The organism is Paenibacillus sp. FSL M7-0896 (genome assembly GCF_037975415.1).
In the GTDB taxonomy this organism is placed as follows: domain Bacteria; phylum Bacillota; class Bacilli; order Paenibacillales; family Paenibacillaceae; genus Paenibacillus_AQ; species Paenibacillus_AQ silagei.
The window spans coordinates 4,529,245-4,543,063 of sequence record NZ_CP150250.1; the positions used below are offsets into that span (position 1 = coordinate 4,529,245).

Genomic DNA, 13,819 nt, shown 5'->3' on the forward strand with positions numbered 1-13,819 from the left:
CCTGACCGGCTTTGGCCTTCTTAGGGGCAGACTGCTTCGGCTGCTGGGACTGACCAGCTTCCTGACCGTCCTCCTGATCCTCAGGCTCTTCATCATCTCCAAATAATCTGGCAAAAAAGCCTTTATGGCTCTTATCCTGCGTCTGAGCCCCCAACTCGTCCGAGGTTTCCATATCCTGTGACTGGCCTCTGCCGTCTTCATGGGCTCCCTGTCCCGCGCCGGAATCCGCAGCTGAATGATCCGTTCCTGAATGATCTGTCCCTGCCTGTGCAGCTCCGGTCTGCTCGGGTGCACCCGCACCTTCGGAATCTGCTGATTCCGGGCCTGCAAAACCGGCGGTGGCAGAGTCTTCTGCACCTTGTATTCCCTGCTGCGAATCGTCTGCTGCCTGGTCTCCCGTACCGGATTCCGCAGATGCTTCCTCCGGCCCGGCATCGTCGCCGAACAGACTGCTGAAGAACCCTTTGATTCCTCCGCCGGACGATTCCTGACTGTCTCCGTTCTCGGATGCGGGATCATCCCCGGGACTGTCCTCATCATCTGTAGCCGCAGCATCTTTCCCACCGACAGCCCCGCCATCTCCAGATGCAGCGTTCTTACCGCTGCTATCCTCACCTTCTCCAGTTGCTGCGTTCTTACCGCCGCTATCCTCACCTTCTCCAGTTACTGCGTTCTTGCCGCCACCAGTATCCCCGCCACTATCTGACGGAGCAGCATCCAGGCCCGACGGGCTCTCCTGCCCGCCTTCAATCGGGCGCGTCACCGCGCCCAGCTCCGCTGACGCCTCCAGCTCCTGTCCTATGTCGCTCTGGGATGCAGCCGGTTGATCTTCCTGCTCCGGCGGCTTCTGCCCCGTCACCGCGCCCAGCTCCGCAGACGCCTCCAGCTCCTGACCCTTGCCGCTCTGGGACGCAGCCGGTTGCTCTGCTTGCTCCGGCGCCTTTTTCTCCGGCGATTTCTGCTGCGCAGAACGGTCCTTCTTTTGATCCGTCTCTATCTGATCACCGCTGTGAATATACCTCACTCCCTAGCCCCCTTTACTGTTGATAGACAAACCAGTCGAACAACGAGCCTGCCACCTTGCCGCATACCATCGCCATTAAGAGACCAAGCAGCAGATGGGTCATATGCAGACGTTTGGCCAGGATCGGCAGGACATTCAGCACCTCGGTCAGAGCCGCCGCCAGCATGCCGATGAATATGCCATTGAACAGGCCGACCCCCAGCTCGATCAGCGGGCCGGCCGCCATTTTCCAGTTCCAGAAGTCGCTTACCGTTCCCAATAGGGAACCGCCGACCATCGCTCCCTCATACCAGTGAACCTTGTCATAGGAGGAGGTGAGCTGCGCCAGCCGGGGGATGATATCCAGCACTACGAATAGCGCAATCACCCCGCCGCCCACTGCGATTCCCCCGGCAATCCCGAGCAGCAGATGAAGTCCGAGCGACAGCGGTGCGGTCATACGCCCCCCTCCCGCCTGCCGGGTGCTTCGTCCCTGCGGCGTTTCATTTTGCGGTATTCCTCGTTAATTACATATTGATCGATATTCTTCTGATACAGGAACATTTCCACCTCAAGGGGAGTCGGCTCCTCATTCCATTTCTTTTTGAACAAATGATTGAAAAAAATCACCATCCCAAGCCCGATGCCCAGCGAATAGGCAATCTGAAACAGATAAGGATGCTCGTCCCTGCGGCCGGTCAGCATCTCCACAATCCGGATCTGTACCTCCAGCATGCTGACATCGGCATGGAAATTCATAATCGTCAGCGCCGAGCCGAAGAACAGCAGCAGCCAGACCAGCACGAACAGGGCTATAGAAGGTTTAGCAGCCGTAGACGGACCTTCAATCTGGACAATGGTGCGCCCTTCGCCAATCGGCTGAATCTCCGCATCGGGGTACACTTCCTGAATCCGGGGAATGACGGTCAGCAGATCAACCAGGATCAGATTGCCGTCACTCTCCTGCGGCTGAAGCACAAGCAGTGTATAGAGCGGCTCCCGCCACTGCGGATCAGTGATCAGATAAGCGACATCGCGCAGCAGCACCCCCTTGCCCTTGGGCACCGTCACCCGGTTCTTAAGCTGGATATATATGCATGTAGCCGGGGAATCAGTGTTCATCTGCGGGCCTCCTTAAGCTCAGGTGTGATGCGGTCCTACGGTAAGAATAAGGGTAGTATGGGAAAAAAGGCTTATTTTTACTCTTCTCCTCCGCAATTCATCGTGACTTACGCAGGACCACCGAAACTTTTCCTGCCTCAGGGCCGTCTATAGTTACAGTTATTTACACAGAAGGGATGGAAGTTCATATGAGACAAGCATTGCACCACTCCTTACGGATGGTTCTCTCTGCATCGATGCTTCTGGCATTCGCTGCACCGCTCACAGCACATGCAGCCGAGAAGATCGAGGTATACGATTCCTATACCAGCAAGAGCAGCAACGTCCAGCTGTATTCGGTGAGTCAATTGGACGGGAACCGGTTCATCAATGCTGTCATTGCCCGGCAGCCGGATGGGACATATATTAAATGGCCGGAGGCTTTTCCACATTTCCGGAAGAGTGACAGCGGGAACTTGCAATTGACGGGGATGGATGATCCGGAGCAAGCCTATGTCTACGATACGCAGAGCCAGTCCATTATGCGCAAAAGCGAATACGCCCTCTCTCCTGATGGCCGCTGGGGTGTTCTGGAGCGTTCCCGTTATGAACGGCAGCCGGACGGCTATATCGCGAAATTCGGTGATCAGTATTTGAAAAATACGGCGACAGGCAAGGTCTCTGTCTATTATGCTACTCAGCGGTACTACAATGCCCGGTGGATCAACCAGCATACGCTGCTCGAAAGTGGATATAATGAGGCTGCCAGGCAGAATGTGATCAGTACGTACGATCCGTCCACCGGGAAGCGGCAGGAGCTGCTGAGGGGGACCTTGAACAACTGGAACTTATCGAAGGGACTGCTGCAATATGTCAAAAACGAGCCCAAACGCCTCCCATGGATCTATAATCTGAAGGACGGATCGTCACGGCTGGTCAAGGATGCCCGCGAGCTTGAAGCCTTGTTCCCTGCTGCTCCATCTTCAAGACCGGAAGTCACATTCCCTAAGGAGATGCTGCTGAAAGAGCTGCCTGTCACGGAGATGCCGATCACCTTAGCCTATGAACACAACCTGAATCTGGACGGAAAAAGTGTGGATGTATCCACCATATTCACTAAGGGCGGACAAGAGTGGATACCGGTGAAGCCGCTTGCAGCGGCCCTCGGCTGGAAGATCGAAGTCATGAACATTAGCGCAACCGGCGACCCTTCCGCTGCTTATATCTATAAAATCACTAACGGAGGCAATCACACGGTTCTTACGCCTGTGAACAGCTTCAATTCAGCAAGCAGGCTGTATATCGCACCAGCGCAGATCAAGGAGCTTGGATACAAAAGCATCCAGGTCACTCCTTACCTGAAATAAAATCGTTCCAGCGGCGGCACCCTGCCCCGAGTCTGCCTATACAACAAAGAGGATGTTCCCGGACGGCGCGGCCGTGTAGGAACATCCTCTTTTTATGTTACGCCAGCTCCTGGGGTATGTCCCCTCAGACTGTAGCGCTATGAAGTTAATTCTGTTTGGCCGGCTGCAGCTGATCCCTCTGCTGACTGGAGATGAAGAACAGCGCCGTCCAGATCAGCGCGAAGCCGACAATCTGCGGCAGGGTTACAAGCTGCTGATAGACCACCCAGTTAATCAGAATACCGGTCATCGGGAAGCTGAGTTCGGCCAGGGTTGCTACCGAAGCCTTGGTCGTATTCAGTCCCTTGTAGTAGAGCAGCATGCTGAGCAGTCCGGGCAGCAGCGCCTGCAGCAGCAGGTTAATGGCAACTGCCGCCGAGCCGCTGACTCCGCCGCTCATCTGCCACGGGGCGCCTTCCATACTTGTAATTACGAACAGCAACGGGAGCGCCAGAATGAAGCGCAGTGAGGTTACTGTCTCATATTTCATTGAGCCCAGCAGATAACGGCCCATGACTGTAGAGCCGCCCCACAAAGCAGCAGCGCCCAGCGCCATCAGGCTTCCTACGCCCATGAAGCTGTTCACATGGCCGAAGGGAATCGTCCAGCCGAAGGTCAGCAGGTACGTCCCGGCCAGCGCAACAATAAGCAGCGGTGCGAAATTGCGCGGCAGGCGTTCTTTTAGAATAACAGCGGCAAGACCAATGGCGAACAAGGGCTGAAGCTTCTGGAGCAGCAGCACGGCATTGAAGTCTCCGCTGGATAAGGCCTTGGTGAACAGAATGGTCGCTACGGCTGAGCCGCCCCACGATACCACGAGCAGCGCTGCGGCCTGGCGCAGACGTACACCCTTCAGCTCAGCGCGATTGCGCCACATTACCGGAGCGGCAACCAGGAAGAGTACAACATGCTCAAGCAGTACAATCTGGGACGAAGTCAGGGATTTCAGCAGAATAATGCGGAACAGCGGGTCAACTCCCCATAAGGCCGCCCCCAGAACCACCAGCCAGAATCCGCTGCGCACCGGTGCGGTACGCACGCCTTGGGATGAAGCAGATACATTACTCATCTTTCATTCTCCTTGTCGATACAAACCCTCGATAGAGACCAAAAACCCCCGTGAGTCCTGAGAACAGGACAAACATCGGGGGCGTTATCAATAAAGACATACGGAATAGACCCGCCTGCCTTTATCTTATGATCCTCTCCCATCCGGACTTTACCGTCGGCTCTGGATTGTCACCAGATCAGTCGCTTCCTCTTGTGATAGAGTAACGAGTCGCGGGCTTAGTTCTCACGAACATCACCGCCGGTCAGGAATTTCACCTTACCCCGAGAATCTTGTATTCTGTTATTATTTTCACAATCCCAGAATACCTCTGATTCTTCATTTCGTCCAGCTTTTTATGAAAATAATCATTATATTTCATTCAATAATCATCAAAACAATCATTCTGCCAACCAAATCTGCGTGCCGCATCCAGGTTCTGGTTCGTTTGGCAGAAACGGCGGCTTGCGATACACTATAGTATGAGCATTAATCATACCCATTATAGAGATTTTTTTGGAGGTCATCATGAAAAGAAGCTTTCCGACCAATCTGCTGTATTCCATCTTTGCTCTGGCCGGCATTGCCATTAGCGGCTTTATTACTTACTTTATTGTCTCTTTTACCGGAGGGATGCTGTTCTATGGCCCACTTGTCCTGGTCGTTGCATCAGGGCTGGCTGTATTCTCCATACTCAGCATCTTCGGCTTGTTCAGCAGGAAGCTACGCCGGATGCTCCTGGCTGCTTTTGCCGGAATCTGTGTGCTGGCAGCCGCAGGCCATGAGATCAGACAAGCGTATGTGAACAGCCTTGCGGAAGTGAGGGAGCCGGAGGTCGACCTGTTTGAGTATGCCCCCTTTGAGGCGAATAGCAAAGCTGCTTCTCTGGATCACAAGGCATCCTATCAGCTTACAGAGCAATTGCCCCGTCTGGATGGCGCAACTGCGCTGTATCCGCTGTATTCCGCTTTTGCCCAGGCCGTGTATCCGCAGGATACCTACAATTCCAGCATTGAGCTGACCGGAAATGATCTCGTCCTGTGCACCAGCACCTCCGAGGCTTACAAGCGTCTGATCGCCGGGAATGCTGATATTATCTTTGCCGCCGCCCCTTCGCTGGCCCAGACGAAGGAGGCGAAGCTGGCAGGTCGTGAACTGAAGCTCACCCCGATCGGGCGCGAAGCGTTCGTCTTCTTCGTCAACAAGCGCAATCCGGTGGACAGCTTAACGGTAGAGCAGATTAAGGATATCTATTCCGGCACCGTCACGAACTGGAAGGAGGTTGGCGGCAAGAAGGCGTCTATCCGTGCTTTTCAGCGTGCAGAGAACAGCGGCAGCCAGACCAAGCTGCAAAAAATCATGGAGGACCGCCAGCTGATGGCTCCCCCGAAGGAGAATGTCGCGGATGTGATGAGCGGGATTATCAGCCTCACCGCCAGCTACCGCAACTTCAATAACGCGCTCGGCTTCAGCTTTCTGTTCTACGCCTCACAGATGAATGCCAGCGATGAGATCAAGCTGCTGGCTATCGATCAGGTGCCGCCCTCCAAGGAGACCATCCGCAGCGGCGAATACCCGCTCGCCGTGGAATTCTATGCTGTAACGGCCGGCAGCACCAACCCGAACATTGAACCGTTCCTGGACTGGATTCTGTCTGCCGAGGGCCAGGAGCTGGTTGAGAAGACCGGATATACTCCGGTAAAATAAGCAGAACACCAGCATCCTAATGGGGTAAGAGGATGCTGGTGCCTGCGCTTGCCCATTGTATTCGGTTTTCCGCATACATCCGGCCGCACGCCGCTGCGCTCACCCATTGTAATCGGTTTTTCGATTACATTTGGTCCACACGCCTCGCGCCTGCCCATTGTAATCGGTTTTTCGATTACATTTGGTCCACACGCCTCGCGCCTGCCCATTGTAATCGGTTTTTCGATTACATTTGGTCCACTCGCCCCGCGCCTGCCCATTGTAATCGGTTTTTCGATTACATTTGGTCCACACGCCCCGCGCCTGCCCATTGTAATCGGTTTTTCGATTACATTTGGTCCACACGCCCCGCGCCTGCCCATTGTAATCGGTTTTTCGATTACATTTGGCTCACACGCCCCGCGCCTGCCCATTGTAATCGGTTTTTCGATTACATTTGGTCCACACGCCCCGCGCCTGCCCATTGTAATCGGTTTTTCGATTACATTTGGTCCACGCACCCCGCGCCTGCCCATTGTAATCGGTTTTTCGATTACATTTGGCTCACGCACCCCGCGCCTGCCCATTGTAATCGGTTTTTCGATTACATTTGGTCCACGCACCCCGCGCTTGCCCTTTGTAATCGGTTTTTCGATTACATTTGGTCCACGCGCCCCGCGCCTGCCCATTGTGTCCGGATTTCCACTTACATTCCGGCCCCCACACAGGCAGCAGCCCTCCCGGAGGTATTCCTCCGGCGAGGGCTGCATTTGTAAACTTATCCCGTATAATACTCAAAAATCCGTCTGCGCTTCTCCCCGTCCGGGTCATTCACCACGCCCGAGGATTGGTCAAATATCATGGTTGCCCGCGTCTGCGGTGTGTACTGCGGCCAGTCCAGTCCCGGCGCTGCCGGATCTCCACCATGGGCGAAGGCTGTCCAGGCGGTCTGCATTGCCTCGGCCACTGCCTCCATCTCCGGCGTCACGTTCAGGCCGTACTGCTTCAGCAGCGGGAGGTTGTTGAAGACATACAGAATCTCCGCCCCGTGAATGGCCTTCTCCAGCAGCGGATGCCCGGGCACCGTCCAGTCGAAGCGGTACATCCAGACGGGGGCATGTCCCTGCTGCTTCTCCGCGAACGAAATCGAGCTGGCCCAGAAGAACAGGTCGGTCAGCACCTCCGCCTGTCCTTCCCAGGTATGGCTGTAATCCGAGGTCAGCTCGGAGAGGTCGTCCACTCCCATCAGCTGCTCCAGCGCTTTGAGCGATTGCTCGAAATTATCGGCCTTCTGCCCCTCGCGGAAGAACAGATTGCCTTCATGCAGATTCGTTCCGATCAGCACAGGAATGCCGCTGGCGGCTCCAGCCGCAATGGCCTGTACCGGCTCAACCGGCAGGGTTCCCGGCTCAACGACCGGCTGGAAGAACATATTCATCGAGTCTCCGGACAGCTTGTACGCCATCCGGCCTGCGGCTTCCATAATCTCTCCGGCCGGGAGCTTATGCAACAGCTGTGTACCGCTGCCGGGCTGAAGGCCCAGCTCGGCTAGCAATGCGGCGGCAATCTGCCCGCCCTGCTCCCCGTTCAGCGTCTGCGCCGCCCCGCTCTCCATAATAGCCCGGGCGAACAGTCCCTTCGCCGCAGGCATCGCCAGCAGCGCGGCAATGCTCATGCTTCCTGCCGATTCACCGAAGACCGTGACGCGCGCCGGATCACCGCCGAATGCAGCGATATTCTGCTGCACCCATTCCAGGGCAGCAATCTGATCCAGGAGCCCCAGGTTACTGCCCAGCCCTCCGCCCAGCGGAGACAGATGCAGGAACCCGAGCGGACCCAGCCGGTAATTCACAGTAACCACCACGACATTCCCGGAGACAGCCAGTTTGCTGCCCTCGAACATCGGCTGGCTGCCTGCGCCGGTAACGAAGGTGCCGCCGTGAATCCACACCATCACCGGCAGCGCCCCGGTCGCCTCCGCTACCGCCGGGGACCAGACATTCAGATATAGACAATCTTCATCGTAGACCGGGGTGGTCCCACCGAACCGCGTCCCGCTGGTGCTGACCGGCTGCAGGCTGACCGGTCCGAACTTGACGGCCTCCCGTACGCCGCTCCAGGACTCCGGCGGCTGCGGTGCCCGGAAGCGCAGCTCTCCGAGCGGCGGGGCAGCGAACGGGATGCCGCGCCACACGTTCACGCCGTTTCCCGCTTCTCCCTTCAGTTGCCCATAAGCTGTATTCACCAGTTGTCCTGACATTGCACTCATTCCTTTTCGCTTTATTCCTCAGTCTTTTCTTCAATGACTCTGTAGAGCCCGGAGCGGAAGCGGAACCACTGGAAGATATGGGTCATTACCACTTTAAGCACGGCGTAGCCCGGAACCGCCAGTATGATACCGAGTACACCGAACATTTTTCCGGCAAAAATAATCACAAAAATAATCGTAATCGGGTGAATCCTCAGCGATTTCCCCATAATCTGCGGCGAGATGAACTTCCCTTCGATCAGTTGAACCGCGGTCCAGACAATGACCATCTTCAGCAGCATAAACGGTGAGGTAACCATCGCCACGATCAGCGCAGGGGTAATCGCAATGGCCGGCCCCAGATAAGGAACTACAGCCGTACAAGCGGCAACGATCGCCAGAACCAGCGAATACTCCAGCCCGATAATCAGGTACCCGATATAGAGCAGTGCTCCGATGCAACAGCTGACAATAATCTGGCCGCGGATATACGATGCGATCTGGTTATTCATCTCCTGCATAACCATCCGGGACTGCGGCCGCAGTGCGGTAGGGATGAGTCTCATGAGATAGTCGGGCAATCTTTTGCCGTCGCGCAGGAGATAAAAGAGAATGAATGGCGTAGTCACTACAGCCAGCACAATTTCGGTCAGTGTTCCAACGAAGCTGCCTACGCCGCTGACGGCATTATTCAGGAAGGTTGTGGCCCAGGTCGTCACCTTGCTGGTGATATCACTAAGGTCCGTGCCTACGCTCGACTGAATCTTATTGAACAGTTCACTGCCGGTAAGCTGGAGGAATTCCTCCTGGATCTGCTCACTGTAGACGGGGAAGTTGTCAATCAGGCCCATAAGCTGGGTGCGGATGATCGGGATGACCATAAGCAGAACCAGGGTAATGATCCCCATGATGATCAGATACAGAATGACAATGCCATACGCCCGCTTCACCCGGCTTCTCTTCTCCAGACGGTCCACCAGCGGATTCAACAGATAATAGGCGATCCCTGAGAGCAGCAGCGGCGCTGCCACCGTATGCAGAAGCACAGACAGCGGCTTGAACACAAACGGAATCTTTGAGAATACGAGTATCGTTAAGCCCACCAGCAGCGCAATCAGCAGACCCACCACAAACTTGTTGTTCAGAAAAAACTTTTTGAATTTATCCGGCCATACCTGCCGTCTATCCATATCCTGCCGCCCCCTAGCTGCAACTCTTACCTGTTAAGTGTGATTATTTGCACTATGTATAAGCATAGTAACCCTGTAGCTGCAAGTCAAATCAGGGACATTCAACGCAAATAGCAGCCATTGTTAATATCAAAGGTGGCTCCTGTATAAGCTCTGGCTCTGCTGCTCAGCATAAAAATCACCGTATCGGCAACATCCTCCGCCAGCAGCGGCTCAGGATTTAACTGGTGTTCCCGGTATTCCTGCTGCCTCCAGGCGGGGATATGTCCCATCATCGGGGTGTCCGCCATAGTCGGAGCCACTGCATTCACGCGGATCAAAGGGGCAAAATTCATTGCGCAGCTCTTGGTCAAGCCAAGAATAGCAGCCTTCGTTAGACCGTATACTGCATCGGAGCTGCCTTCCTGGCCGGAGACTGACGACATGTTGACGATGACGCCCTTTTGCTTCTGCTCCAGCAGCATGCGTCCGAAGGCCTGGGAGAAGTAGACATACCCTTTGATATTGATATCCATCACCCGGTTGATCTCCTCCGGTGTATAATCCAGCAGGCTGCGGCCCAGATAGATCCCTGCATTGTTGACCAGCCCGCTCACATCGGCATGCTCTTGCTGAAGGGCTGAGAAGAAGTGCTCCACCCCGCTGTAATCGGCGACATCCAGCCGGTAAGTGTAGAGCTTATCCGAAGCGGCTTCGTGCTTCAACTCCTCCAGACGGGGACCATCCAGGTCACAACCAATGACCTCAGCTCCCGCCTCCAGACTATGTCTGACAATGGCCTTACCAATACCTGAAGCAGCACCGGTCACTATTATTTTCATTCCTTGCAGCATCCTTTGACATTCCTCCTTGTAATAGACTTAATAATTACAACCTTACTGAAAGCGCAAATCAACAATGCTTCCGGTCCGCTTGAAGCCCACCGACTGATAGACCTTATTGGAATCGGGATTCGCAGCATCGGCGTAGAGCATGGGCGTCACGCCCTTACTGAGCAACTCGGCACACAGGGCAGCTACAGCCGCACTCGCATACCCGTGCTTGCGGAACTCACGCGGAGTGAACACTTCATTAATCCGCGCTTGCCGGGCAGACTGATGGGCCAGATTAACCATAGACACCGGCTGGTCCCGGTCGATCCACAGACGGAGTTTGCCGGATGCCGTAACCGCTGCGGCATAGTCCAGATGATCCTCCGGTGCACTTTCCGTACCGAAGCAATCCTGCACGAATCCGGCTAAATACCCGGCGATGAGCGGAATATCGCCTGGCCCCGCCTGCTGCAGCCTGCCGCTGACACCATGCGGCAGCTGCACCTCCGGGCAGTGATAGGCCTCCATCATCATCCGTACGAGGTGAGACTTGCCGGTAAGCTTGCTGTACGCATCGGCGAACAGCTCCCCCGTCTCCGGCGTGCCGGTAACCCCCGGTAATTCCCGGTCCTCCAGCATTTCCGTTAGCTCCCGGACAAGGGAAAGGCGCCTCTCTTCAGCCATCTCCGGTGATAACCACAACCACGAGTTACGCCCGGCGGCATGGGCGAAGATGAGATCATTCTCCTCTGTCCTGAGCCGCAGGGCTTACCCGTTCTCCACAATCAGATGGATGAGATTATATTCCACCTCTTCCTGCATGAACTGCCCTGTGTGCAGCACATCATCCCCCGGCCCGAAGCCTACGAACATCCCGCTTCCCCCTCTTAGACTTTTCTATCTATTGTAATGCTCCCCTTGGAAAAAATAAACAGCCCTTAGCCGGAGAATTCCAGCGGCGGACTGCACTAATCGCTATACTATCATTTCTTCTTCTTACCTTTGGCACCCTTGGGGGTAGCGGCCTTGAAGCCTTCTTCATACGTATAGAGCAGATTCTCTTCGAGCTGTTCTCCCTTCAGCACCTTACGCACCAGGCTTTTAGCAGATTTAGGGGTGACATCCCTGTACCATACGCCTTCCGGGTAAGAGATCACGACACAGGCATCCGAGCATCTTCCGTTGCAGCGGGTTACTGTTGTATGTATCAGCGCATCTGCCCCTTGCTTCGTAATCTCATCCTCAATCGCTTCCGCTACCTCTTCACCCTTATGCTTCTTGCAGTCACTTCCGTTACAGATCAGCAAATGGCTGACCGTTCCTTGCAGATTCCAGGTTGTCATGGCCTTCTTCGCCCCCTCTAATACAACTATACCCTGCTTGTCTCTGACCCTAAACTTTACCTTTCGATTCGAGGATCGTCAATAGCAGGAAAGACTGTTATACTATTACTGAGAATGATTATCATCCAAGAAAAGAGTGACTTGTAACATGCAGACGCGAAATGCCGGCAGTTCATTGCCTACTCCTCATAGCTTTTATATTCCGGTACATGTAACGGCACTGGATAAGGCTACCTTTGACCGGGAAAATCCCATTCCCGCCTTCACCTCATTCCTGGTAGTAGTCACCGGCGGAAGCGGAGTCATCGAGCTACATGGAGAACGTATCCGTCTATCCGGCGGTCATACCTTGTGCAGTGACAGTCCGGTGGATATCAGGCTGCCCCGCAGCCATAAGCTGCAGGGTGTGTGGATCGAATATGCGGTGATCTCCGGCAACAGCCGGCCCTTCAGCCCGCTGAACCATGATCTGCCGGTCCGAAGCTGCCCTCCCCAGGTAAGCACGCTTGCTGTGCAGCTTCTTAGCAGCTGGAACCAGCCGGAGCAGCGCACGCCATTTGCCTTACAAGCTCTGTTCACAGAGCTGCTCACTGAGCTGCATAATAGTGCTGCCGAGTACAAAGAACCGCAGGCTCAGTGGATTGACCGTGTACTACATCATATAGAGTCTAATTATAATGAAGATTTGACGAGAGAACAGGCGGCCGGACTTGCCGGAGTGACCCCGGAGCATTTCTCCCGTGCCTTCCGCAGATTCACCGGGCAGACCTTCAACCAATATATAACGCTGCTGCGCATCCGTAAGGCCCAGCAGCGTATCCTTACAGGAGCCCCGAATCTGAGTACGCTGGCGCTTGAGGTTGGTTATAGCGAAGGAACCTATTTGAGCCGCAAATTCAAGCAGGTGGTAGGAATTTCGCCTTCAGCCTATCACCGTAAGAGCAAATCCGTAGTCTCGCTGAACTTCAATCATACGGCCAGCCTCCATGCGCTCGAAGTCGTTCCCCGGCTGGGAGTCTATTCGTCCTGGATGGAGAGCATGCAGCCCGTTCCCTCCAGGAAGCTGCTGGATGAAGGAATCGGCTCCGCAGGTCTATACGAACGTCTGTCGTCAGCCCGGCCGGATGTCATTATCAGCTACTCCTTGCCTGACAAGAGCAAGCAGCTCCTGTCCGTCGCACCGGTAATTGAGATTCCCTTCATGCAAATGGACTGGCGGGAGCAATTCCGGCTGATTGCCGAGGTGACTGGGCGTCAGCCGCAGGCTGAGGCCTGGCTAAGCCTCTATGACTGGCATTGTTACCAGGCTAATCAGCTGCTGGACCGGCGGATCGGTGACCGTGGAACCGCCATGGTCCTGGAGCTTGGCGCAGAGACGGCCTACTGCTTCAGCAGCAGCTACGGGCGCGGGACGCAGATTCTGTATCATGATCTTGGTTTCCGCCCGCCGCTTGGCCTCGTTGCCGAGGGACTGCTGGATAAGGGCTATCTGGAGATTGCTTTCCATAACATCGCCCGCTCCCCCGCTGACCATATCTTCATTACCTCTAGTAGGGAGGCTGCTGAAGCGCTCGAGCCGCTGCAGAGCTTTCTTCACCCTGTACAGCAATATCATATCGATGACTCTCCAGGCGGAAGAATCTATTACCTGAATCAGCCTGGCATGTTCTACGGGTTCGACCCGCTCTCCTCCGAGGCTCAGCTGAAGGTCCTGGTGCAGGCGCTGACATCATAAATTTACATAGCCGGACATCACATTCAGCCATAGTCTAATCATAGCAAACTCTGTAAAGTGTTATTGAGAATGATAATCGTTCTACATTAAGGAGGCTGCATCTTGAAAATCCCGTATTTACGTTCTCGCCGCATTCACCCGAAAGCTTGGATGGTCCTGTCTTTGCTTCTGGCATTGACTCTTATCGTCTCCGCTTGTGGAAACAACTCTTCTAATAGCAGCAATGGTGCTGCTTCAGCTAAGGCTA

At 54.9% G+C, this 13,819-nt stretch carries 12 protein-coding genes and 1 riboswitch; of the genes, 3 read left to right on the forward strand and 9 right to left on the reverse strand.

Annotation, left to right across the window (positions count from 1 at the left end; genetic code table 11):
• Positions 1-1,037: 1,037 nt before the first annotated feature.
• A complete protein-coding gene (locus tag MKY12_RS19630; protein WP_339249408.1) occupies positions 1,038-1,463 on the reverse strand; it encodes a stage V sporulation protein AB in 426 nt (141 codons plus the stop codon).
• The gene (locus tag MKY12_RS19635; RefSeq protein ID WP_339249410.1) at positions 1,460-2,125 is read right to left on the reverse strand and encodes a stage V sporulation protein AA; all 666 of its coding nucleotides are present in this window, start codon (positions 2,123-2,125) and stop codon (positions 1,460-1,462) included. Before MKY12_RS19635 ends, MKY12_RS19630 begins: the two co-directional genes overlap by 4 nt.
• Before the next feature lie 188 nt (positions 2,126-2,313).
• Between MKY12_RS19635 and MKY12_RS19640 the strand changes: the two genes are divergently transcribed.
• The gene (locus tag MKY12_RS19640) at positions 2,314-3,471 is read left to right on the forward strand and encodes a hypothetical protein (RefSeq protein ID WP_339249412.1); all 1,158 of its coding nucleotides are present in this window, start codon (positions 2,314-2,316) and stop codon (positions 3,469-3,471) included.
• Positions 3,472-3,616: 145 nt separating this feature from the next.
• On the opposite strand, the gene MKY12_RS19645 is transcribed toward MKY12_RS19640, so the two are convergent.
• On the reverse strand, positions 3,617-4,579 hold the full coding sequence (locus MKY12_RS19645) for a DMT family transporter (RefSeq protein ID WP_036727422.1): 963 nt from the start codon (positions 4,577-4,579) through the stop codon (positions 3,617-3,619).
• A 127-nt stretch (positions 4,580-4,706) separates the two neighbouring features.
• Positions 4,707-4,854, reverse strand: a riboswitch (FMN riboswitch).
• A 232-nt stretch (positions 4,855-5,086) separates the two neighbouring features.
• Here MKY12_RS19645 and MKY12_RS19650 point away from each other — a divergent pair.
• Entirely contained in the window at positions 5,087-6,265 is a 1,179-nt protein-coding gene (locus MKY12_RS19650; RefSeq protein WP_339249414.1) for a substrate-binding domain-containing protein, read from the forward strand.
• On the opposite strand, the gene MKY12_RS19655 is transcribed toward MKY12_RS19650, so the two are convergent.
• From MKY12_RS19655 to MKY12_RS19680, 6 genes are all read right to left on the reverse strand, one after another.
• Complete coding sequence (locus MKY12_RS19655) at positions 6,151-6,933, reverse strand: hypothetical protein (RefSeq protein ID WP_339310417.1); 783 nt, start codon at positions 6,931-6,933, stop codon at positions 6,151-6,153. The two genes, MKY12_RS19650 and MKY12_RS19655, sit on opposite strands and share 115 nt — an antisense overlap.
• 89 nt (positions 6,934-7,022) lie before the next feature.
• Entirely contained in the window at positions 7,023-8,504 is a 1,482-nt protein-coding gene (locus tag MKY12_RS19660; RefSeq protein WP_036727428.1) for a carboxylesterase/lipase family protein, read from the reverse strand.
• 20 nt (positions 8,505-8,524) lie between these two features.
• Positions 8,525-9,682, reverse strand: a complete 1,158-nt coding sequence (locus tag MKY12_RS19665; protein ID WP_036727430.1) for an AI-2E family transporter — start codon at positions 9,680-9,682, stop codon at positions 8,525-8,527.
• A 101-nt stretch (positions 9,683-9,783) separates the two neighbouring features.
• On the reverse strand, positions 9,784-10,515 hold the full coding sequence (locus tag MKY12_RS19670) for an SDR family oxidoreductase (RefSeq protein WP_339249419.1): 732 nt from the start codon (positions 10,513-10,515) through the stop codon (positions 9,784-9,786).
• 42 nt (positions 10,516-10,557) lie between these two features.
• Complete coding sequence (locus MKY12_RS19675; protein WP_339249421.1) at positions 10,558-11,133, reverse strand: GNAT family N-acetyltransferase; 576 nt, start codon at positions 11,131-11,133, stop codon at positions 10,558-10,560.
• Between the two features lie 344 nt (positions 11,134-11,477).
• On the reverse strand, positions 11,478-11,837 hold the full coding sequence (locus tag MKY12_RS19680; RefSeq protein ID WP_036727434.1) for a (2Fe-2S) ferredoxin domain-containing protein: 360 nt from the start codon (positions 11,835-11,837) through the stop codon (positions 11,478-11,480).
• Positions 11,838-11,985: 148 nt separating this feature from the next.
• On the opposite strand from MKY12_RS19680, the gene MKY12_RS19685 reads away from it, so the two are divergent.
• The gene (locus tag MKY12_RS19685; RefSeq protein ID WP_339310418.1) at positions 11,986-13,572 is read left to right on the forward strand and encodes an AraC family transcriptional regulator; all 1,587 of its coding nucleotides are present in this window, start codon (positions 11,986-11,988) and stop codon (positions 13,570-13,572) included.
• The last annotated feature ends 247 nt before the right edge of the window (positions 13,573-13,819 follow it).

Bases quoted from the DNA above. Each gene is read 5' to 3' on its own strand.
- MKY12_RS19630 (WP_339249408.1), bottom strand. From the start codon at position 1,463: ATGACCGCACCGCTGTCGCTCGGACTTCATCTGCTGCTCGGGATTGCC.
- MKY12_RS19635 (WP_339249410.1), bottom strand. From the start codon at position 2,125: ATGAACACTGATTCCCCGGCTACATGCATATATATCCAGCTTAAGAAC.
- MKY12_RS19640 (WP_339249412.1), top strand. From the start codon at position 2,314: ATGAGACAAGCATTGCACCACTCCTTACGGATGGTTCTCTCTGCATCG.
- MKY12_RS19645 (WP_036727422.1), bottom strand. From the start codon at position 4,579: ATGAGTAATGTATCTGCTTCATCCCAAGGCGTGCGTACCGCACCGGTG.
- MKY12_RS19650 (WP_339249414.1), top strand. From the start codon at position 5,087: ATGAAAAGAAGCTTTCCGACCAATCTGCTGTATTCCATCTTTGCTCTG.
- MKY12_RS19655 (WP_339310417.1), bottom strand. From the start codon at position 6,933: ATGGGCAGGCGCGGGGCGCGTGGACCAAATGTAATCGAAAAACCGATT.
- MKY12_RS19660 (WP_036727428.1), bottom strand. From the start codon at position 8,504: ATGTCAGGACAACTGGTGAATACAGCTTATGGGCAACTGAAGGGAGAA.
- MKY12_RS19665 (WP_036727430.1), bottom strand. From the start codon at position 9,682: ATGGATAGACGGCAGGTATGGCCGGATAAATTCAAAAAGTTTTTTCTG.
- MKY12_RS19670 (WP_339249419.1), bottom strand. From the start codon at position 10,515: ATGCTGCAAGGAATGAAAATAATAGTGACCGGTGCTGCTTCAGGTATT.
- MKY12_RS19675 (WP_339249421.1), bottom strand. From the start codon at position 11,133: ATGCTGGAGGACCGGGAATTACCGGGGGTTACCGGCACGCCGGAGACG.
- MKY12_RS19680 (WP_036727434.1), bottom strand. From the start codon at position 11,837: ATGACAACCTGGAATCTGCAAGGAACGGTCAGCCATTTGCTGATCTGT.
- MKY12_RS19685 (WP_339310418.1), top strand. From the start codon at position 11,986: ATGCAGACGCGAAATGCCGGCAGTTCATTGCCTACTCCTCATAGCTTT.